The sequence below is a fragment of the Aeromonas sp. Y289-2 genome (assembly GCF_027705925.1).
In the GTDB taxonomy this organism is placed as follows: domain Bacteria; phylum Pseudomonadota; class Gammaproteobacteria; order Enterobacterales; family Aeromonadaceae; genus Aeromonas; species Aeromonas veronii.
Window position 1 is genome coordinate 959,751 of sequence record NZ_JAPDCH010000001.1, and the last position, 20,207, is coordinate 979,957.

Annotated in this window: 16 protein-coding genes and 1 pseudogene; 7 read left to right on the forward strand and 10 right to left on the reverse strand. The window is 57.1% G+C overall.

Translation table 11 applies throughout. From position 1 onward, the window contains the following. The first annotated feature begins 97 nt into the window (after window positions 1–97). Together OKC43_RS04295 and OKC43_RS04300 are read left to right on the forward strand one after the other, a co-directional pair. The gene (locus OKC43_RS04295) at window positions 98–1,450 is read left to right on the forward strand and encodes a hypothetical protein (RefSeq protein WP_270803972.1); all 1,353 of its coding nucleotides are present in this window, start codon (window positions 98–100) and stop codon (window positions 1,448–1,450) included. After that, the gene (locus OKC43_RS04300) at window positions 1,447–1,788 is read left to right on the forward strand and encodes an RT0821/Lpp0805 family surface protein (RefSeq protein ID WP_270803973.1); all 342 of its coding nucleotides are present in this window, start codon (window positions 1,447–1,449) and stop codon (window positions 1,786–1,788) included. Before OKC43_RS04295 ends, OKC43_RS04300 begins: the two co-directional genes overlap by 4 nt. Window positions 1,789–1,877: 89 nt before the next feature. Here the strand turns inward: OKC43_RS04300 and OKC43_RS04305 are convergent, their stop codons facing one another. Further along, window positions 1,878–3,593 (reverse strand): NAD-dependent malic enzyme, encoded by a 1,716-nt coding sequence (locus OKC43_RS04305; protein WP_270803974.1) that lies wholly within the window; start codon window positions 3,591–3,593, stop codon window positions 1,878–1,880. 274 nt (window positions 3,594–3,867) lie between these two features. Between OKC43_RS04305 and OKC43_RS04310 the strand changes: the two genes are divergently transcribed. Next, window positions 3,868–4,632, forward strand: a complete 765-nt coding sequence (locus tag OKC43_RS04310; protein ID WP_270803975.1) for a substrate-binding periplasmic protein — start codon at window positions 3,868–3,870, stop codon at window positions 4,630–4,632. 87 nt (window positions 4,633–4,719) lie between these two features. Here the strand turns inward: OKC43_RS04310 and OKC43_RS04315 are convergent, their stop codons facing one another. From OKC43_RS04315 to OKC43_RS04355, 9 genes are all read right to left on the reverse strand, one after another. After that, window positions 4,720–5,130 carry a hypothetical protein gene (locus tag OKC43_RS04315; protein ID WP_013723543.1) on the reverse strand — a complete coding sequence of 137 codons (411 nt, stop codon included), beginning with the start codon at window positions 5,128–5,130 and terminating at the stop codon, window positions 4,720–4,722. A 159-nt stretch (window positions 5,131–5,289) separates the two neighbouring features. Beyond that, entirely contained in the window at window positions 5,290–6,261 is a 972-nt protein-coding gene (locus tag OKC43_RS04320; RefSeq protein ID WP_270803976.1) for a formate dehydrogenase subunit gamma, read from the reverse strand. After that, a complete protein-coding gene (gene fdh3B, locus OKC43_RS04325; protein ID WP_005334799.1) occupies window positions 6,258–6,884 on the reverse strand; it encodes a formate dehydrogenase FDH3 subunit beta in 627 nt (208 codons plus the stop codon). The genes OKC43_RS04320 and fdh3B overlap by 4 nt, the downstream gene beginning before the upstream one ends. A gap of 4 nt (window positions 6,885–6,888) precedes the next feature. Beyond that, window positions 6,889–9,765 carry a formate dehydrogenase subunit alpha gene (locus OKC43_RS04330; RefSeq protein WP_270803977.1) on the reverse strand — a complete coding sequence of 959 codons (2,877 nt, stop codon included), beginning with the start codon at window positions 9,763–9,765 and terminating at the stop codon, window positions 6,889–6,891. A 23-nt stretch (window positions 9,766–9,788) separates the two neighbouring features. Next, entirely contained in the window at window positions 9,789–9,992 is a 204-nt protein-coding gene (locus OKC43_RS04335) for a transcriptional initiation protein Tat (RefSeq protein WP_005303194.1), read from the reverse strand. A gap of 113 nt (window positions 9,993–10,105) precedes the next feature. Next, window positions 10,106–10,723: a TorD/DmsD family molecular chaperone gene (locus OKC43_RS04340; RefSeq protein WP_270803978.1), complete on the reverse strand. Its 618-nt coding sequence runs from the start codon at window positions 10,721–10,723 to the stop codon at window positions 10,106–10,108. A 9-nt stretch (window positions 10,724–10,732) separates the two neighbouring features. Then, a complete protein-coding gene (locus OKC43_RS04345; RefSeq protein WP_270803979.1) occupies window positions 10,733–12,466 on the reverse strand; it encodes a 4Fe-4S dicluster domain-containing protein in 1,734 nt (577 codons plus the stop codon). Between the two features lie 103 nt (window positions 12,467–12,569). Next, window positions 12,570–13,163 carry a DUF3306 domain-containing protein gene (locus OKC43_RS04350; protein ID WP_270803980.1) on the reverse strand — a complete coding sequence of 198 codons (594 nt, stop codon included), beginning with the start codon at window positions 13,161–13,163 and terminating at the stop codon, window positions 12,570–12,572. Next, window positions 13,156–13,710: a DUF3305 domain-containing protein gene (locus tag OKC43_RS04355; protein WP_158112137.1), complete on the reverse strand. Its 555-nt coding sequence runs from the start codon at window positions 13,708–13,710 to the stop codon at window positions 13,156–13,158. Before OKC43_RS04355 ends, OKC43_RS04350 begins: the two co-directional genes overlap by 8 nt. A 706-nt stretch (window positions 13,711–14,416) precedes the next feature. Between OKC43_RS04355 and OKC43_RS04360 the strand changes: the two genes are divergently transcribed. From OKC43_RS04360 to OKC43_RS04375, 4 genes and pseudogenes are all read left to right on the forward strand, one after another. Next, window positions 14,417–17,347, forward strand: a complete 2,931-nt coding sequence (locus OKC43_RS04360) for an AAA family ATPase (protein WP_270803981.1) — start codon at window positions 14,417–14,419, stop codon at window positions 17,345–17,347. Then, complete coding sequence (locus OKC43_RS04365) at window positions 17,344–18,765, forward strand: DUF7017 domain-containing protein (RefSeq protein ID WP_257725198.1); 1,422 nt, start codon at window positions 17,344–17,346, stop codon at window positions 18,763–18,765. The genes OKC43_RS04360 and OKC43_RS04365 overlap by 4 nt, the downstream gene beginning before the upstream one ends. Window positions 18,766–18,850: 85 nt before the next feature. Continuing rightward, complete coding sequence (locus OKC43_RS04370; RefSeq protein WP_270803982.1) at window positions 18,851–19,708, forward strand: formate dehydrogenase accessory sulfurtransferase FdhD; 858 nt, start codon at window positions 18,851–18,853, stop codon at window positions 19,706–19,708. A 15-nt stretch (window positions 19,709–19,723) separates the two neighbouring features. After that, window positions 19,724–20,146: pseudogene (locus tag OKC43_RS04375) on the forward strand (helix-turn-helix domain-containing protein); the annotation flags it as partial. Window positions 20,147–20,207 lie beyond the last annotated feature (61 nt).

Below are 20,207 nucleotides of genomic sequence, written 5' to 3' on the forward strand. Positions count from 1 at the left end.
TTTTTCCATCATGTTTATTGTGTTCATGGTCAAAAATGCCGCCGCCAGAGGGCGCTCTATAATGGATCCTGTGAATCAAGATGGACAAGGAGTCCCCATGTCACAGCCCCCATTCAAGGCCAACCAGCGCAGATTGCTTATTGGCTCGGCCATCGCACTCGCCCTGTTTGCAAACCCGTTCAGTTATGATTTCGCCCACAATGAGTGGCAAATGAATCAGGCCTATGCCAAGTCCTGCTTTATCGCCGGCACTCGCATCACGATGGCCGATGGTTCCACCCGCCCCATAGAGACGCTCCGGGTCGGTGAACAGGTGCTGGATCAGCACGGCGGCAGTAACCGGATCCTGGCGGTCGAACGGGTCATACTGGGCAAGCGCAGACTCTATGGGATCAATGATCTGCCCCCGTTCTTTACCGCAGAGCACCCTCTGCTGACCACTCGGGGCTGGGCAGCCATCTCACCGGCCATGACACGAACCGAAAACCCGCAACTGGCGGTGCTGCCGCTATTTACCGGCATGCAGATAATGTGTCGCCCCGCACCTGTTATGGTGACGGGCAATCTGGCCCTGCAACCCCAGCCGGAATTACTGCTGGTTGAGTCACTCTGCTGGATCGAGGCATCTCCCACTACCGCACTCTTCAATCTGCTGCTCGATGGCAGCCACAGCTACATCGCCAATGAGCTGATCGTTCACAACAAAGATGGCGATGGTGGCAGTGGGGGCAGCAGTGGTGGAGGCAGCAACAGCGGTGGAGGCAGCAACAGCGGCGGAGGCAGCAACAGCAGCGGTGGCAGCGACAGCGGCGGAGGCAGCAACAGCGGCGGAGGCAGCAACAGCGGCGGAGGCAGCAACAGCGGCGGCAGCGACAACGACGGTGGCAGCAACAGCAGCGGTGGCAGCGACAGCGATGGGGGCAGCGATGACAGTGGCGGCCAAGGCGAGCATGCCGGCGGAGAGCAGCATGGTGGAGGTGAACGGCATGCTGGTGGAGAAAAACATGCAGGGGGAGAACGCCATGGGGGTGGCCGCGGGTTTGGCAATGGCGTTGATGACAACGGTGTGGATGCCGTTGATGCCAACGGCAACAAGCTCAGAGGCGATGGCACCATCGATGACAACGGCGTGGATGCCGTCGATGCCAACGGCAACAAGCTCAGAGGTGACGGCACAGTCGATGACAACGGCGTGGATGCCATCGATGCCAACGGCAACAAGCTCAGAGGTGACGGCACAGTCGATGACAACGGTGTGGATGCCGTCGATGCCAATGGCAACAAACTCAGGGGCGATGGCACGGTCGATGACAACGGTGTGGATGCTGTCAATGCCAACGGCAACAAACTAAGAGGTGATGGCACGGTCGATGATCGCCAGCAAGTGCTTACCGATGAGCAAGAGCGGGCGCTGCTCAACAACGGTTTTCGCCAACAGGGGCAACCATGATGCGATATCTGTTACCACTCCTCCTGCTCGGCCTCACTGACTGCGCCACGGTCGACACCCCGCCGCTTTACCATCAGATGGATAAGGCAGATGTTCAACTGGCCAATCAGGCCCTCGCCAAGGCGCTAGAAACCCGCACCAAAGGGCAGAGCCTCACCTGGTTCAATCCGGCTAATCGTCACTCGGGTAGCGTCACCCCGCTACGCACCTTCCGCCATACCAGCGGGGAGTGGTGTCGCGACTATCGCGAGCAACTCTATATCGGCAAGGCGAGCCAGCAGTGGCAGGATACCGCCTGTCGCAATCAGCAAGGGCGCTGGCGGCCATTGCAAACTTAGTGAATACCACCGGGGATGAATGAAAGGGGGTAGCAGCGCTACCCCCTTGTCATCTTTACCGATCCGTTATCCGAGCGGTAAATACGCGGTTATACCCGACGATAGGGCAGGTAAACCGGCTCCCACATGTGGTTGAGGATATGCTGCTGCAGATCCTGACCGATCAGCGGGTGGGAGGGATCCCGACGCACGATATCCTTGAGCACGGCGGTCGCCACATGCACCGAGATGCTGCGCAGCTCGCGAATGCGGGGATAGACGGCCCCTTTCGCCAGGTCAACCTCACTCACGCACTCAGCCAGCGCAAAGGCGGCGGTAGTGAAGACATCGGGCGTGATCTCGCGGATCTGGCTGACGATTGCCGCCAGACCTACACCGGGGAAGATAAAGACGTTGTTGCCCTGCCCGACCCGGAACTCCTGCCCCTCGTAGCTCACATCCTTGAACGGACTACCGGTTGCAACGATAGATTTGCCCTTGCTCCAGCGGTAGATATCTTCCGGCAGCGCTTCACAGTTGGCGGTCGGGTTGGAGAGCGGGAACACCATGGGGTGCTCGCAATGCTGCAGCATCAGCTGAATATGCTCTTCCTGGAAGGCACCGCCCGAGCCGCTGGTACCCAGCAACACGGTAATGGGCACATGACGCAGCACATCGGCCAGATTGGCCTTGCCGGGCACCTCGGTATCCCAGCCCGCCAGCAGCAGCCCCGGTTTGGCGTAGCGACGCTTGTACTCGTCGAGCCCGTCCCGGTTGTCGCACACCAGCCCCTGGGTATCCAGAATGTAGATGCGATCGCGGGCCGCCTGCGGATCCATCCCCTCACGGATCATCCCCGCACAGATTTGATCCGCCACGCCGACTCCGCCGGCACCCGCGCCATAGACCAGATAGTTCTGTTGGCCCAGGGTCTCCCCCTTGACCTTGACCGCGCCGATGATACCGGCCAGCACCACGGCACCGGTGCCCTGAATATCATCGTTGAATGACGGCAGTGACTGCTGGTAGCGGGCCAGATTGTTGAAGGCATTGGATTTGCTGAAGTCTTCCCACTGCAGCACGGCGTTGGGGAAGTGGCGCTTGACTCCCTGCACGAACTTGTCGATGAACTCTTCGTACTCCTTGCCGCGAATACGCTTGTGCGGGCGGCCCAGATACATGGGGTCATCGAGCAGTTTCTGATTGTCGGTGCCCACATCCAGCGCGATGGGCATGCAGCAGGCGGGGTGAATACCGGCCCCCAGGGTATAGAGCGCCAGCTTGCCGATGGGGATGCCCATGCCGCCAACACCCTGGTCGCCGATCCCCAGAATGCCCTGGCTGTCGGTGACGACTATGATGCGGATCGATTTGGCATCGAAGTGACGGGCCTGACTGCCCATGTCATCCACGTTGTCCGGGGTGATGTAGAGGCCGCGCGGCTTCTGGAAGCGGTGGCTGAACTCCTGACACGCCTTGCCCACAGTCGGGGTATAGATGTAGGGAGTCATCTCCTCTACATGGCGTGACAACAGGGCATAGAAGAGAGTCTCGTTGCGATCCTGCAGGGCACGCAGGTTCTGGTACTTCTCGATATCGCTGCAAGCGCTCTTGAACCCCTCATACACTCGCTCGAGCTGGGCTTCAAAAGTTTGCACCTGAGGCGGCAGCAAACCATCGAGATCAAAATCGGCCCGCTCCTGTTCGGTAAAGGCCGTGCCCTTGTTGAGGTATCGATTGTTAAGCAGATCAGTGCCGGTCAGTGCAACGGGGCGAAAATCCTGTCCCTGTGCATCTTTCCACAGCAGATATTGTCCGGTAGCCATAGTCATTCTCTTTGATTTACGTGAAATTGCCGTTCGGCAGGAGAGCAAGACTCATAATGAAATCAATCATATGACGTTTACTCGATCGGTTTTGTGAGCTTGGGCATACCCTGCGGCCAAAATAGGCGCCCGGCAACCCCGGCGAGACAAATATCCACGGCAATGAATGAGACTCATGTTAGCATTGCGGGCAACCCAGCCCCTTTCACCGCATCACAGCCGGGAGTGACCTGATGCCCTCGCCTCTGCCAGCCTGCGTCCCCTTCTTTCTGCCATGCGCCTGATCCCGCTGCTTGCTCTGTGGTTGTTTCTGACCAGCCAATCGGCTCTCGCCGCTCCGGGCCGGGTGCTCAACATCATCGTGGGTGAATGGCCCCCTTTTGTCTCCGAGCAGTCAAAACAGCACGGTCCAGTGGCCCACCTCATCAGCGATCTGTTCAAGGAGGCGGGCTATCAGGTGAAGTTCCACTTCGCCCCCTGGGGTCGGGTCTATTCGCTGGCGGCCAACAGCCAGCTCTACGACGCCACCGCCGTCTGGATGCACAAACCGGAGCGGGAGCTGGATTTTCTGTTTAGCGAAGCGGTGCTGCAGGAGCAGTTTGTCTTCTTCTCCCTCAAATCACGGCAGCTGCAGGCCGAGCGCCTTGAGCAGATCATCGGCATGCGGTTGGGGGGCGATATCGCCTATAGCTACGGGCCAGATCTGGACAAGATGGTGGCCGATGGCAAGGTAACCCAACAGAAAGTCACCGACGTGAAACAGAATTTCGGCAAGCTGCTGCGCGGGCGGATCGACCTCTATCCGCAAGAGCTGCGAGTCGGTTTGGCCGAGTTGCAGAGCCAGCTCGACCCCGCCAGCGCGGCACTCATCACCCACAGTCAGACCCCTTTTCTGCGCAACGACAGCTTCGTGATGTTCCCACGCAAGATGCCGGATTCAGCCAAACTGCGGGATCAGTTCAATCAGCAGTTGCAGCAGGCCATCGCAAGCGGACGTTATAAGCGCTACTTCGAGCGGCTGGCCCGGGGGGAATATTGACCTTGGCGAGGCAAAAACAGAGGGGATAAAACAACGGTGGCGGCCCTTTGTGGCCTCCACCTCTGTGATGCTTGTCAACTGCTGGCATTAGCCGCTGATGCCCACCTCCAGCTTGAACGGCGTCTTGGCCTTGCTGCTCTCGGCCGCCCCCATCTGGTAGACCCGAATGGTATAAGTGCCCTTGGCGGGCAGGGTCGCCTCAAAGTTGTTCCCTTCCGTAGAGCCGATAAACATCGCCTCCCCCTTGCTGCCCGGCGGCAGAATATTGAAGTAGGGCTTGCCGGTCAGGATCACCACCATGCTCTGGCCCTTGTTGGCCGTCAGCTTGTAATCGAGGGTCTGGCTACCCTGAATGGTGCCGTTGATAGTCGCCCCTGACTCCCCCTTCTTGAACTGCACCTGCTGGGTCTTTATCCCGTCAGCCGCCTGCGCCACGCCCGCAATACCACCGAAGAGCGCAGATGCACATACCGCTGCCAGCCATGCTTTTCTCATCATTTGTCATCCCTTGTGTGAATGGAACCCCTGTTACTGTTGCTCAAGGTGGCCCAAAAAACCATCGCCGTTTGCGGCATCGCTCAATCAATTTGCCATCACGATCGACCCGCCATCAAAAGGGGCGCCGCAGCGCCCCTTCTCTTTACTCTTTGTCGACCATCAGCTTGATTTGCCCGTCTTGGGCTCATCGAGGGTGTGTTTCACCTCTTCATACCAGAGGTCGTGGTGCTCCTTGGCCCAGGTCTCGTCCACCTCGCCGGTCACCATCCCCTCCAGCGCCCCTTCCAGCTGGAACAGACCCATGTAGATATGGAAGATAAAGCCGCAGATAAGGATCAAGGCGCCTACGATATGGATAAAGCTGGCCCACTCCATCTGGCGGCGCAGCTGGCCGAAGATGGGGAAGTCGAGGAACAGCCCGGTCGCCACCACAATGCCGCCAAACCAGATCAGCAACCAGAAGATCGCCTTCTCGCCGCCGTTGGAGAAGCCTGCCGAAGGGTGACTCCCCTTGTGCTTGCCGAGCATGCCACCAAACTTCATGAACCACTGCACATCCACCATGTTGACGATGTTGTGGCGGAACCACTTGATGAGTACCCCCATCAGGCAGAGGAAGAAGAGCGGCCCCACGTAGTTGTGGAACACCTTGGCGAACCAGATCCAGTTCTCCCACACTCCGAGGCTCACCACCGGCTTGATGAAGTACTTGCCATAGATGATGGCCAGCCCCGACCCGGAGAGGGTCAGGAACATGGCCGCCGTGGTCCAGTGCAGCGCACGATCCAGCCTGCTCCAGCGCTTGAGCTTGCGCCCGGTGCGCGGTTTGGAGAGCTTGGTCTGCCCCACCACCAGATACATCAGGCCACACATGGCGAGCGACCCGAAAATGGCGATGGCGCCGAGCGGCGACACCCACTTGGTCTTCACCTCGAACCAGAGCTGGCCCGGCACCGAGATCAGCACCCCGTGCTCCGGCGAGCGGGAAGTGGTCACCCCCTCCTGCCCATCCTTCACCGCCCGCCAGTAATCGGCGCCGGCAAAGCCGACCGCCTCTTTCTCGGCATCGGCGAAACTTGCGGTACTCACCAGCAGCAGGGCAGCAAACAGGGCCATTAGCCAGGTTTTCATGCCGCCCCTCCCTGCTTGTTCAGCTTGCTGGCATCGTGAAACAGCTCATCGCCATTACCCCAAGCCGCATCCTTGGCACCGCGATAGGCAACCCGCTCGCGGAAGATATCGGAGATCACCTGCGCATCCCCTGCCAGCAGTGCCTTGGTGGAGCAGAGCTCGGCACACATCGGCAGCTTGCCCTCGGCGATGCGGTTGGCACCGTACTTCTGACGCTCAGCCTCGCTGTGATCCTCTTCCGGGCCGCCGGCACAGAAGGTGCACTTGTCCATCTTGCCCCGATCGCCAAAGGCGGCGGTCTTCGGGAACTGGGGCGCCCCGAACGGGCAGGCAAACAGGCAGTAGCCACAACCGATGCAGAGATCCTTGTTGTGCAGCACTATGCCGTCGTCGGTGTGATAGAAGCAGTCGGCCGGGCAGACCGCCATGCAGGGGGCGTCGGTGCAGTGCATGCAGGCGACCGAGATGGAGGTCTCCCCCGGCAGGCCGTCGTTGAGGGTTACCACCCGGCGGCGCTGGATGCCCCACTCCAGGGCATCGTCGTTCTCGTTCTTGCACGCCGTCACACAGCCGTTGCACTCGATGCAGCGCTTGGTGTCACACATGAATTTCATTCTGGCCATGGGATCAGGCTCCTACTTTGCGAAAACGGCACAGGGTGACCTTGGTCTCCTGCATCTGGGTGACCGGGTCATAACCATAGGTGGTGACTATGTTGACCGACTCCCCCAGCACATAGGGGTCAGACCCTTCCGGATATTTGGATCGCAGATCCTTGCCCTCAAAGTGGCCGCCGAAGTGGAACGGCATAAAGGCGAGCCCCGGTTTGACCCGCGGGGTCACCAGCGCCTTCACCTTGACCCGGCCCCCTTCCGGCCCCTCGACCCACACATCCTGACCGTCGCGCACGCCGACGTCGTTGGCATCCGCCGGGTTCATCTCGACGAACATCTCCTGCTGCAATTCAGCCAACCAGGGGTTGGAGCGGGTCTCGTCGCCGCCCCCCTCATACTCCACCAGACGGCCGGAGGTGAGGATGATCGGGAACTCCTTGCTGACATCCTTCTCCTGCACCGAGGCGTACTGGGTCGGCAGACGCCACAGGCTCTTCGAATCAGGCCAGGTGGCGTAGTCGGCCAGCAAGTCGCGGCGCGGGGTGTAGAGCGGCTCGCGGTGCTTGGGCACCTGATCCGGGAAGGTCCACACCACGCAGCGCGCCTTGGCGTTGCCATACGGCACAAAGCCGTGCTTGATGGCGACCCGCTGGATACCGCCGGAGAGGTCGGTCTTCCAGTTCTTGCCCTCGGCCTCCTTCTTCTCGGACTCGGTCAACTCATCCCACCAGCCGAGCTGCTTCATCAAGTCGGCAGTGATCTCGGGATAGCCGTCTTCCACCTCACTCCCCTTCGGCCAGGAGTCTTCGGCGAGCAGCGAGACGCCCTGATACTCGATGCCGAAACGGGCGCGGAAACCGCCGCCCCCTTCCGACACCGGAATGCTGGTGTCGTAGAGGATGTGGCTGCCTGGGTGCTTCATCTCCGGGGTGCCCCAGCAGGGCCAGGGCAGACCATACACTTCGCCACTGACCGGGCCACCCTCGGCCTTGAGGTTGGTCTTGTGAAAGGTGTGCCAGTTCTGCTGGTGCGCCTTGAGCCGCTCCGGGCTCTGGCCGGTGTAGCCCACGCTCCACATGCCGCGGTTGTATTCGCGGGTGATGTCTTCCAAGAGCGGCTGGTTGTTCTCCACCTTGATGTGTTTGAACAGCTGGTCGGCAAAGCCGAGCTTCTTGCTCAGGAGATACATGATCTCGTGGTCGACCTTGGATTCGAACAGGGGCTCGATCACCTTGTCGCGCCACTGCATGGAGCGGTTGGTGGCGGTGACGGACCCATAGGTCTCGAACTGGGTGGTGGCCGGCAGCAGGTAGACGCCGTCGGTGCGATCGTTCATGACGGCAGCGACTGTGGGATACGGGTCGACAATCACCATCATGTCGAGCTTTTGCATCGCCTTCTTCATCTCCGGGCCGCGAGTCTGGGAGTTGACCGCATGGCCCCAGTAGAACATGGCGCGGATATTGGAGCCCTGCTCAATGAGATCGGCGTTCTCCAGCACCCCGTCCACCCAGCGGGAGACCGGAATGCCGTTGTTGTTCATCGGCAACTTGCCGTTGTAGGCCTTGTTGTCAAATCGCGCCTTGATCCACTCGTAATCGACGTCCCACACCCGGGCCCAGTGCTTCCAGGAGCCCTCTTCCAGCCCGTAGTAGCCGGGCAGAGAGTCTGAGGTGACGCCAAAATCGGTGGCGCCCTGCACGTTGTCGTGACCACGGAAGATGTTGGTGCCCGCCCCGCTCTTGCCCACGTTGCCGAGAGCCAGTTCGAGGATGCAGTATGCGCGGGTATTGTTGTTGCCTGTGGTGTGCTGGGTACCGCCCATGCACCAGACCACGCAGCCGGGACGGTTGTCGGCCAGCAGCTTGGCAGCGCCATAGACCTGCTGTTCGTTGAGGCCGGTCACCCGCTCTACTTCTGCTGGGGTCCAGCGCGCCACCTCTTTTTGCACCTCATCCATGCCGTAGACGCGGGTGCGGATGAACTCCTTGTCTTCCCAGCCGTTCTTGAAGATGTGCCAGAGCATGCCCCAGATAAAGGCGACGTCGGTGCCCGGACGCAGGGAGAGGTACATGTCAGCCTTGGCGGCGGTGCGGGTGCGGCGCGGGTCGACCACCAGGATCTTGCAGCCGTTGCGCTCTTTCGCCAGCAGGATGTGCTGCATGGCGACCGGATGGGCCTCAGCCGGGTTGGAGCCGATAAACATGATCGACTTGCTGTTGTGCATGTCGTTCAGGCTGTTGGTCATGGCGCCGTAGCCCCAGGTGTTGGCTACGCCAGCCACCGTGGTGGAGTGGCAGATCCTCGCCTGGTGATCCACGTTGTTAGTGCCCCAAAGCGACGCCATCTTGCGAAACAGGTAGGCCTGCTCGTTGGAGTGCTTGGCGGAGCCGAGCCAGTAGACGCTGTCGGGACCGGACTCCTTGCGCAGGCGCAGCACCTCGTTGCCCACCTCTTCGATGGCCTGATCCCAGCTGATACGCTGCCACTTGCCGCCCACCAGCTTCATCGGGTACTTGAGGCGACGCTCACCGTGGCCGTGCTCGCGCAGGGCCGCCCCCTTGGCACAGTGACCGCCAAGGTTGAAGGGGTGATCGAAAGCTGGCTCCTGACCGGTCCAGACGCCGTTCTGCACCTCGGCATAGACGCCGCAGCCCACCGAGCAGTGGGAACAGATGGTGCGCTTCACCTCGACCGGCACCCCGGCCGCCACGGTTTTGGCCTCGGCCCGCTGCATCATGGCCGGGGCCAGCCAACCGGCGGCCACAGCGCCACCGGCCACCAGACCCGAGTTGACCATAAAGGCGCGGCGGGTCAGCCCCTGACCGCGAATGGCCTCATTGCCCTGCTCGCCCGCCTGGGGCTGCTCGGCACGTTTTGTCAGTTTCATGAGTTCTCCTTCACTGATCCGGCTCAGTCAGTGCCGCGCAGGGTGCGATAAAAGTCGTGAACATGGGGGGTCTCCCGATAGCCCTTGTCAGGCTCGGTGTCGTGGGTCAACACCTCTTTGCCCACCACCCGGCCGGTGGCACCGGCCAATACGCCTATGGTGGCGACCACGCCAACTCCCTTGATCAGATTGCGGCGGGACGGGTCTTTCAGCTGTTCATCGCTCATTCTTGTGACCTCTGTTGTTGTTCTTGCCGGCGCCTGCGCGCCAGCTTCGCGTCCAATGGGATATCTCGTCTGCTCGTTTATGCGCAGCTCTTGTTATGCGCAGATAGGGGCGTTCAGCCCGGCACCACGCAGGCGCCAAACGGCAGGCGCAATTCGTTTTCCAGCTTGAAGAAATCTTCGGCAAGGGCGCCGACCGCCCGGTAGAAGCTCCCCCCTTTCGCCTGTTGCTGATCACGGCAGCAGGCGAGTACCCAGGGGGCAAGGTGGCGCTCATAGAAGCGGTTGCGCTCCGGGTGCTGCTCGCCAATCAGTACCGCCATCACCTCGCAGAGGGCGGCCAGATGATCTTCCGGCTCGCACACTCCGCTCTGGCGCTCAAAACCGAGGGACTGCAGATCTGCGCGCAGCACTGCCAGCGGCAGCTCCATCAATGAGCCGGTGAGATACCAGGAGGCAAACGGCACGATCTCCCCGCGCCCCAGCCCGATAAAGAGATCCTGATACTCCTCGGCAAGCTCGTTTTCGTGGTGGCTGCTGGCCGCCAGCTGCACCAGCCCCAGCCCTCTGGCAAAGGGGCCCGGCATAGCCTGCAACCCTTGCAGCCAGGCGAGCTGTTCGCCACGGGGAGCGGCGCGCCAAAGGCTCGCCAGCAGGGCGTAGAGATCGGCGCTGCTCTGTTCCAGTTCGGCCATGGTCAGTTCGCCAGCCTTTTCGTTATGTTGTTCACTCATCACTGGCCCTCACACCTTGAGCTGGGAGACGGGATCCGCCGCCAGCGCTGCAAACACATCCTTGACCCGGCAGTCTTCACACATCAGCAGCCGCTGGGCGGCCTCGTTCTGGAAGTGGGAGTGACCGGCCAGTTTTTGCTGGATGCGACGGATCATCGAGGCGGGCGCGAACGGCTTGGAGCAGCGAATGCAGCAGGCAGCCTCTTCGGCTTTCAGGCTCTGCACAGCGCGGCGCGCCTCGGGTTCCGGTTGCAGGCGGGGCACCAGTACGATGGCCTGCTCGGGGCACGCCTTTTCACACATGCCGCACTGGATGCAATCCTGCTCGATAAAGTTGAGACCCGGAGTGTGCCCCACCGCATGCAGGGCACGACTCGGGCAGACCGCCACGCAGCCCATGCAGAGGGTGCAGTCAGACTCTTTGAGTGCCACACTGCCGTAAGGGGCACCGTGGGGCACCGCCAGCGGCTCGCGACTCCCCTCATTGGCCTGCCAGAGGGCATCGAAGGCGGCAAACAGGTTCTCCCGTTTATCCCCTTTGAGCGGCTTCTCCAGCAGGGCAACGGCTGGCAGGCCGGAAACAGGCTCACCAGCATCAGTGTCAAACAGAGCGATGCGATCGGCAGCGAGACCGGCGCCCGCCAAGAGCACTGTGGCGCTCGCCAGCTCCCGCTCAACCAATGCCCGCACGCTAGCAGGGGCATCGTCGCCCAGCGCAATGCGCACCGAGCTGGCACCATAGGCGAGGGCGGCAAACCAGCTCTCGATGCCTAAACTCGCGCTCTCCTCCACCCTGACCGGCAGCCAGTTGGCGGGCAAGCGGGCGAGCTCGGCTTCCACCCATTCGCGCTCGTTTTCACCGGCGATCAGCAGTCGAGGCGCTTCGCCGCCCGCCTCCCGGTAGTGCTTCAGCAATCGGAACAGGTAGTCGCCGCTGGTGTTGGCATCTGGCTGGTGATAGGCAATCGCCCCGGTCGGACAGGCAGAGGCACAGCTGCCAAAGCCCTGACACAAATGAGGATCGATCTGGATGCGACCATTGACGGGCTTGAGTGCATCGGTCGGACAGACATCGAGGCAGCGGCTGCAACCGGGCACGCCGCGGGCGGTAAAGGCGCAGGCCTCGGGGTCGAGGCGAAAATAGCGCGGTTTGTCGAAAATACCGGTCAGCGCACAGAGCTCGGCGAGTCGTTCGGCCAGCTCTTGGTCATCGGCAAGATGCAGATAGCCGACCGGCGGGCGCTCCAGCGCAAAGAGCGGGGCACGGCCCAGATCGGCCACCAGATCGAAGCGCGGTTCGCTACCAACAACCGTTTGTTGTGGAAAGCAGAGCGCAGCCAGATTAACCCGTTCACCCTGCCCATTGAGGCCAATGAGCTGGAACTGCCCCAGATACCCTGTCAGGCTCGGTTCGCGCAGGGTCAGGGCCGCGAGGGATGCGGTGGCATCAAAGATGGCTTCGAGATCGGCCGCCTCGGCATCGTGGACCGCTTCGCTCACCAGCAGGGTGGGCTTCACCCCGGCGGGCAGCAGGCTGGCGGCGCGGCGAATGCGATCTTCCGGGCCGACCAGCAGCAGGCGCCCCTGACTCTGGTAAGAGACAGTGGCCGGGATCAGGTTATCGGTCTTGACCGTATGCTGCAGGGCATAGGCGCGCGCGTTATGCGCGGCCGCCCCCGCCCCATGGGCAAGATTGGAGGCTAGATTTGGGGTCAGACTTGGCAATGTTTGTTCAGTGCTCACATACGCTCCTGTGCGCACCACCTCATGGGATGGGCGCTTGTTGGTAAGCCGAGAGAGCAAGAGGCGAGCCAACTCCCCCGGGAAAAAAGTGACTGACAGGGAGTCAGGATCCTGAGGGTTCCATTCCCCCACCTTTGGTTGGGACATTTTGTCCACCACAGGAAACCAAAATGTCCCGATCGTCGGTGTGGGTTTGAGAATGGTTATCAGCCAGCTCGTCGGCGGCAGGTTTGCTGGCAACCGCCACCGGTTCAGCAGACCCGCTGGCCGGGTTGGCCGATTCGCTCTCCGGGGCGATCACCTGATCCACCAGCCAGTTGCGCAGCCCGGCGGTCAGGGCTGCGGGCAGCAATTCGGGCTGGCTGAAATCCTGGGTGTAGTCGTCGAGCCCATCCGGCTTGTGGCTGCGAAACATGGCCCGCAGCGCCTCCTTGTCGGGGAGTTTGGCCTTGCCCGGCTGAGCCGTTTTCAGCTGCGACTCGCCACTCTCCAGCCTCTCAACGGCAAGGGGTTCACAGCTCCCCTTGTCAGTGCTGACTACGGGGCTATCCAGCGCAGTATCTGGAGTTTCAGCTTCGCCACTGCCTTCGATGGGGGCGGCAACCGCCTCGGGGCTAACCTCTTCCCTCGGCTGCAATACCTGATGCTTGCGCGCCTCACTCTTGCGCGACGACCAGCGCTTGAGGAACTCACTCATGGGCGCGATTTCCGCTGTCACTGCCACGCTCACGGCCATCGGGGCCGGTGGCCTTGACGGCGCCGCAGCTGGCTTGATCTACCGTATCGACACCGAGCTGATCCTGCGCCCGCCCCTTGCCCTTCTTGCCCTTGCGACGGGCCTCCAGCAGCTCGCCGTGGCGGCCGATAAAGGCCTCCACCCAGGCTTGCAGCGCCTCGGGCAGCGGACAGGAGAGCACCTGCCGCTCGCCATCCATATAGGCGGCGGCCACGGTCTGGCTCAGGGTGAGGCCATCGGCCACAAAGCCACTGTCAACGCGGCTTCCGGTGACAAAGAGGCGGGGCGAGCCGGAGCTCAGATTGAAGCGATAATCCCCCCGCTCATCGCGAAACAGGGTAAGGGGCAAGGCACCGGCAGCCTCGGGTTCGGCGGGATGGAGCGCCACAATCTCGAAACGGCGGCTCTGCCAGCGGCCAACCTGGCTGTCGATGGCCTTTAACTCCAGTTGCAGCCAGCGCTGCGGGGGCAAGGTATTGGTGGTGTCTTGCACTGTCACGGCTCCCATCAGAAGGTCTCGGCCGGGCCGCCCTCCCCCCGTGATCCACCCCGTTCGAGGCAGATCAGAGCAGGGGATTAAGGGCAGCCACGGCCATCAATGGGATAAGACTTAGCAAGAGTGGGGCCAAGGCAGGTTTGGTGGTTAATAGGTGCTTTGATGCGGGTTGGGGCGTCGTCCAGGACATGGGTTGGTGCGGGCGTAGGTTGGTGCAGAGCGCAGCGAAGCCCAACATGCGGAGTAAAACCAATCCGCCAGAGTCTAATCAAAAGGGATGGCAATAACCGAATAACACTGAATTATCCGATTATTGCTTTTGAAATATTCCACGGTAAACGTTGGGCTTCACTTCGTTCAGCACCAACCTACGCTTTAGCCCAACATACGAGATGAGCTCAATAAACGTTCATGCGGACGCCCTGTGGGTGATCCTAGGCAGATTTCGGCTAAAACACACTTTTCAACGCGCCTAGGCCACCACTAACATAGCCAAATAACCATCCTCTTTGGGGATAACACCATGGCAGTACGGATTGCTATCTCACAGGTTAACGCAGCAGACTGGGCTCAATCACTCAGCAACTCGACGAGTGACAAGCGGGTAGCCGTCACCGTTTGTCCAGCAGGATGATGGCAAGAGCCCTGCGCGTACCGACCAACTTGGTGATAGCTTGCTGACCAGACTGATGACCGATGAATTTGAGTTGAGGGAATAATGAGTAATTTTACCTTTCTTGAAAAAATTCAACCCGCACTTGCACAACTTGGCTGCAGTGCGGAACTGTATTGCCATAACGACAGACAAGCGGCGTTGGTTAAACTTCGGTGTTTTGTTGAGGTCATCGTTGGTGATATTTACAGTAGCTTGGCGTTGACGCCACCAGAACGAGATGACTTATATAATCGTCTGCGAGATGACGAGTTTAAGAATGTCGTTGGTGACCGCAGTATTTTGACTAAGTTAGATACAATTCGCTTCAATGGTAATAAGGCCGCTCATTCTGCTAGTGGAACAGTTGATATTTCCATAGATGAGACATTTTGGCTGATCAAAGAGGCTTTTCTTATTGCCCGTTGGTACGCGCAGACCATTCTTAATGAGACGATTTTTCCTCCCGAGTTTGTTAATCCAGTACAGCCGATCGATATTACCGCATCTTTACAAGCAGAATTATTGCTGCAGCAGCAAGAGCTTGCAACTCGTGAGTCTGAGCTAAAGGCAAAGTTGGCTGCCAATCAAGAAACGTTTGAACAAAAGACAACGGTATTGTTAGCCGAGCTGAGTGCTAAAAACGATGCGCTTTCGAATGTAAATAAAGAGCAAGCACTACTGCAGATAGCGCTTGAGCAGAAACAAAAAGATTTAATGGCTTCACAGCAGGCTGTGTCAAACTATCAACTGCGCGAAGAGTTTAAGCAAGCAAGTATGTCATCGGCATCAAGCTTCGATCTGGATATGGAGCTGACTCGCCGAAATATCGATATCTTTGACTGCTTTGAAGATGTAACACTGACATCAAGCCAGAGAAAAGTTGTAAATCAAGTCAATGACTTTCTGAAAGATCCTAATCAAAATGTTTTTTTGTTGAACGGCTATGCCGGTACAGGTAAAACATTTATTACCAAAGGCATCACACAGTATTTGGATAAAATAGGCCGTGAGTTCAAAATTATGGCGCCTACGGGTAAGGCGGCCAAGGTTATTTCAGATAAAACCATGCAAGCAGCCTGCACAATACATCGGGCCATTTATAATTACGAGAACATAAAAGAGTTTAAGGTCGATGGGATTGATGGGTCTGAAACTTACCGCTGTTATGCAGAGTTAAAGGTTAACGTCGATACTGCAGAAGCGGTTTACATCATTGATGAAGCCTCCATGGTGTCTGATAAATATTCGGATGGTGAGTTTTTCCAGTTTGGTTCAGGTTATTTATTAAGAGACTTGCTCAAATTCATCAATTTTGACCATAACGATCATAATAAGAAGATTATTTTTATTGGTGACAATGCGCAGTTGCCACCTGTAGGTATGAATACCTCACCAGCACTTGATGCTTTTTATCTCAGCAAGAACTATCAACTGAAGGTTGTCTCAGGGTGTTTAACTGAAGTTGTACGCCAAAGAGCTAACAGTGGTGTATTGGTCAATGCAGCTATGCTACGCGATGGGCTAGAGCAAAAGGTCTTCAATAAATTGCAATTCGTTGTGAATAATGAAGACGTATGTCAACTATATCCCGATAATCTTCTCAATGCGTTTTTAGAGACCTGCGATGGGAAAATAGGTAAAACAGGAGAGAGTGTAATCATTGCCTCTTCAAACCGACAGGTTGGTGAATATAATCGACTCATTCGTGAACAGTTTTTCGACGGTCAGCAGGAGATGGCCAGAGGCGATAAAGTTATTTCGGTAGCGAATCATTATCGACCTGACGCCACTATTACTAATGGCGAGTTTGGTATGATAAAAGAGGTTATATCACCGCACCCTGAATTAGTCAGCGTTATTATTAGCGTGAAAGGCGATACTGGCCAAATGGTTAAAAGGAAGGTTGATCTAAGTTTTAGAGATGTGATTCTGGGGTTTCGTAATGATTTCGGTGAGCCATTTTATTTTGAGGCCAAAGTCATAGAGAATCTACTTTATAATGATGATCCGGCCTTGTCGTCAGATGAGCATAAAGCAATCTATGTACATTTTCTAAATAGAAATCCTGAGCTGAAACGTAAGGGCAATGAACAAAAGAGGAGGGTTGCATTATTGCAAGACCCTTATTTTAATGCCTTTAAAATTAAATTCGGCTACGCTATCACAGGACACAAAGCGCAAGGGAGTGAGTGGAAAAATGTGTTTTTGCAGTGCCAGACCCACCATAAAAAGTTAACAAAAGAGTACTTTCGTTGGTTGTACACTGCAATAACACGTGCATCTGAAACCTTGTATGTAATGGATCCACCAAATATCTCGCTGTGGCCTGGAGAACCTCGGGTAAAACCTGATGCTACTCCTGAACTCCCCCCGGAAAAACCAACAAATGACAACAAAGATATCGTTCAAAGGCCAGTGGGCCCTGAACCAGTGGACACATTCATTTTTCGTAGTGACAAACCGCAATTACAGCGTCTCTATCAATGTGTAAAAGCGGGGGTTGATGGTACCGGGATTTCGATTGTAGATGTACTTCATTACGACCATCAAGAACGCTACATTTTCAAGCGAGGTAATGAACAGGCTTCAATTAGTTTTATTTATAAGGGTAGTTGGAAAATTTCTCACGTGAACAGTCTTGGGCAAGGTGGATTTGACACAGAGTTGATGACTTTGTTGGCACCACTGGAGGGGACGCTGTTAGATTTGCCTGAACCAAAGTCTGATGGAGGTATCACGTTTTCACATCCATGTTTGAAAGAGCTTTATGAATATATTTCTTCTCAATTAATCGAAGAAGATGTGGCAGTTACTAAAATTAAATCACGTGAATTTTGTGAGCGGTATTACTTTCAACGCGAAAACGAGTTGGCGGTTATAGATATTTTTTATAACAATTCTTACCAGTTTAAAAAAACAGTAAAAATGTCACAGTTAAGTAATTCCACCAGATTGATGGATGAGGTAATTGATAAAATTGGGGCTATAGCATGAATGAGCAGCCTTTCCGTACCGTTACAAACTTGCGTAAAGCAGGTCATTTGCAAGAAGCGTGGAATGTTGGTTTTGCGGCGCTGGAACAGTCTCCGCAAGATGCGTATCTTAAAGGTGCATTATTTTGGGTGTGTTATGAGTTTATAAAGCAGCATCAACTTAAGATATCAAAACGTGCCGCGTCTTCGAATAATTTTCGACCCAGTGATTTCGAGTTTGAGTCTATTGAAAGCTTGCTGCAAACCATAGTGACATTTGACATTCCAACTGGTGGGTTGGAATACAAGATGCTGTTGGTTCAGTTCAAAAAGAATCTTGAGTGGTTCCCCACATTAATTCATTTTGTTCTGCGCCACCAAGGTTCGCTGTTTGATGCGGAAGCCAAGCAGCCATTTCAATCTGAGAATGGTGAAGTGCCCAGCTTGATGCTCACTACTGCTCGGCAAATTGCGCATGCCTGGCTGCGCGCACACGATTTTTGGCAGCTGGATCTGAATCAAGTTCTGTGTTTTATCAAGCTTGCCCGTCAGCAAGTATCTGATACAAAGCACTTGATTTGGCTCGATTACGATCAATCAAGGTGCTTAATCGTTGCCGGTCAATATGACCAGGCTCGTGAATTGTTGTTGCCCATTTTACGGAAAAAACAGAAAGAAGCCTGGGCTTGGGGAGCGCTGGCAGCAAGCTATCAGCAACAAGACCCTAATTTTGCGCTGAAATTTTTTGCCAAAGGGATCATCTCGGCGCATGAGGTTACTTTCAGTTTGAAGTTGCTTCAGGGCGCGATCCCGTTGTTGCTTGCCAATCAGCAAGTCGCAGAAGCATCCATGTGTTTAAAAACGGCATTGCAGGCATACCAAAGCCACGGATGGAAAGTAAAACCCGAGCTTGAGCAGTTGATGGCTCAACCATGGTATAACGCCAACGTTAATGAAAGTGACCTGAAAGCATTTTTAACCTCTCTTTGCCGAGACGCTATCGAATATCTCTATGGTCCAACCGAGAAAGTGATTGGAGTCATTGAGAGTATTCACAAGTCAGAGAAGGGCTTTCAAGTCTTTGTGAATAAAACCACCCACTGGTCGGTGAGGATGGGAGTACATAAAAGCAATCAGAAGCCTCAAACAGGTGACTATGTTGAATTGTCCCTATCCGCAAATGGTAATGAGAAGGAAGTTGTAGCATCGGTTCCATGCCAGTCAATTAAGCTAGCGGATGTGGGTACTGTTGAAGGCGAGCTGCGTATTTCTGCGAAAGGGTTTGGCTTTGTAGAGGACACATTTGTACCGTCATTTTTGATTGGCGATGTGGCTAACGAGTCTAGGGTATCGGTTTTGCGTGTTATGGCGTGGGATAAGTCCAAAGATCGTTACAATTGGAAAGCCATTAAACTAGCACAAAAAGAGTCGACCCCATAAAAGGAGAATTTCGCCCAAAAACAATCTGGAACAAAACTTGCTGTATCCCTCCCCTTAGATCCCGGCAACCGGTCGCGAGGGGCCCATGACACCGACCTTTATCAAAAGCAATGCTGCCACTCAGCTCACCATGGCCGTCGAGGTGATGGATGAACAGGGCACGCTGCAAACCCGCCAAATCGCCTGTGAGCGGCCACTGACGGTCTACCTCAACTGGAAGGAGATAGTGACCCTGATGACGCTGGGTGCCCGCCCCGAGGCGCTGGTGCTGGGTTATCTGAAAAATCAGGGCTTTATCGAGGATATCTCGGCTATCGAGTCGGTGATCGTCGACTGGGAGAGCGAGGCCGCCGCCGTGGTGAGCAGCCAGCAGGCCGAAGATCTCGACAAGTCACTGGAGAAGAAGACGGTCACCTCCGGCTGCGGTCAGGGCACCATGTATGGCAGCGTGATGAAGAAGCTCGAAGGGGTGGTCTTGGCGGCGCCCGAGCTTAAACAAAGCACCCTCTACGCCCTGCTCAAGGCGCTGTCGGCCCATAACGAAACCTACAAGATGGCCGGTGCCGTCCATGGCTGCGCCATCTGTCGCGGCAGTGAAATCCTCTCCTTTGTCGAAGATGTGGGGCGCCACAATGCGGTGGATACCCTGGCGGGGGAGCTCTGGATGCGCGGCGAGGCTGGCCACGACAAGATCTTCTACACCACGGGGCGGCTCACCTCGGAGATGGTGATCAAGGTGGCGCAGATGGGCATTCCGGTGCTGCTGTCGCGCTCCGGCGTCACCCAGATGGGGCTGGATCTGGCCCGCCAGCTCGGCATCACCATGATTGCCCGCGCCAAGGGGCGCCACTTCGAGGTATTCAGCGGTCACGACCATATGGTGCTGGACGAGAAGCCGCCGGTGCTGGCGCCCAGTCCGGCCGGTCGCGGGATGCGGGACTAAGCCATGAATGAGTTTATGAACGTGAAGCAGGTGGCGGAATACCTCGATCTCAACGAGAAGAAGGTCTACCAGCTCGCCAACGAGGCGCGCATCCCCGCCACCAAGGCGACCGGCAAGTGGCTGTTTCCCCGTTCCCTGCTCGACCGCTGGCTGCTCGGCAGTTGCCACGAGGGGGTGATGAACGATCGGCTGCTGCTGGCAGGCTCGGACGATGTGCTGCTGCACTACGGCTGCAGCCGCTTGGCACAGCAGCTCGGCACCCAGGCACTGGTGGGCTACACCCCGTGCGGCACCCGTCAGGGGCTGGCGATGCTGGCGCGCGGCCATGTGGATCTCTGCGCCATCCACTGGGGGCAGGCCGAGGAGGCGCACCTGCGCCACCCGGCGCTGGTGCAGCAGTATCAGGGCCACCGGCAATGGGTGGTAATCCCCCCATTTTTTGGAGCACTCAAAAGTAGAGGTCATGCGGCCTGTGCCAAGCGCTGTTTCGGCGTGTAGC

Coding starts and splice junctions, on each gene's coding strand:
- OKC43_RS04340 (WP_270803978.1), bottom strand. CDS start 10,723: ATGAGTGAACAACATAACGAAAAGGCTGGCGAACTGACCATGGCCGAA.
- OKC43_RS04305 (WP_270803974.1), bottom strand. CDS start 3,593: ATGGCTACCGGACAATATCTGCTGTGGAAAGATGCACAGGGACAGGAT.
- OKC43_RS04310 (WP_270803975.1), top strand. CDS start 3,868: ATGCGCCTGATCCCGCTGCTTGCTCTGTGGTTGTTTCTGACCAGCCAA.
- OKC43_RS04330 (WP_270803977.1), bottom strand. CDS start 9,765: ATGAAACTGACAAAACGTGCCGAGCAGCCCCAGGCGGGCGAGCAGGGC.
- OKC43_RS04360 (WP_270803981.1), top strand. CDS start 14,417: ATGAGTAATTTTACCTTTCTTGAAAAAATTCAACCCGCACTTGCACAA.
- OKC43_RS04350 (WP_270803980.1), bottom strand. CDS start 13,163: ATGAGTGAGTTCCTCAAGCGCTGGTCGTCGCGCAAGAGTGAGGCGCGC.
- fdh3B (WP_005334799.1), bottom strand. CDS start 6,884: ATGGCCAGAATGAAATTCATGTGTGACACCAAGCGCTGCATCGAGTGC.
- OKC43_RS04370 (WP_270803982.1), top strand. CDS start 18,851: ATGACACCGACCTTTATCAAAAGCAATGCTGCCACTCAGCTCACCATG.
- OKC43_RS04320 (WP_270803976.1), bottom strand. CDS start 6,261: ATGAAAACCTGGCTAATGGCCCTGTTTGCTGCCCTGCTGCTGGTGAGT.
- OKC43_RS04300 (WP_270803973.1), top strand. CDS start 1,447: ATGATGCGATATCTGTTACCACTCCTCCTGCTCGGCCTCACTGACTGC.
- OKC43_RS04315 (WP_013723543.1), bottom strand. CDS start 5,130: ATGATGAGAAAAGCATGGCTGGCAGCGGTATGTGCATCTGCGCTCTTC.
- OKC43_RS04335 (WP_005303194.1), bottom strand. CDS start 9,992: ATGAGCGATGAACAGCTGAAAGACCCGTCCCGCCGCAATCTGATCAAG.
- OKC43_RS04365 (WP_257725198.1), top strand. CDS start 17,344: ATGAATGAGCAGCCTTTCCGTACCGTTACAAACTTGCGTAAAGCAGGT.
- OKC43_RS04355 (WP_158112137.1), bottom strand. CDS start 13,710: ATGGGAGCCGTGACAGTGCAAGACACCACCAATACCTTGCCCCCGCAG.
- OKC43_RS04295 (WP_270803972.1), top strand. CDS start 98: ATGTCACAGCCCCCATTCAAGGCCAACCAGCGCAGATTGCTTATTGGC.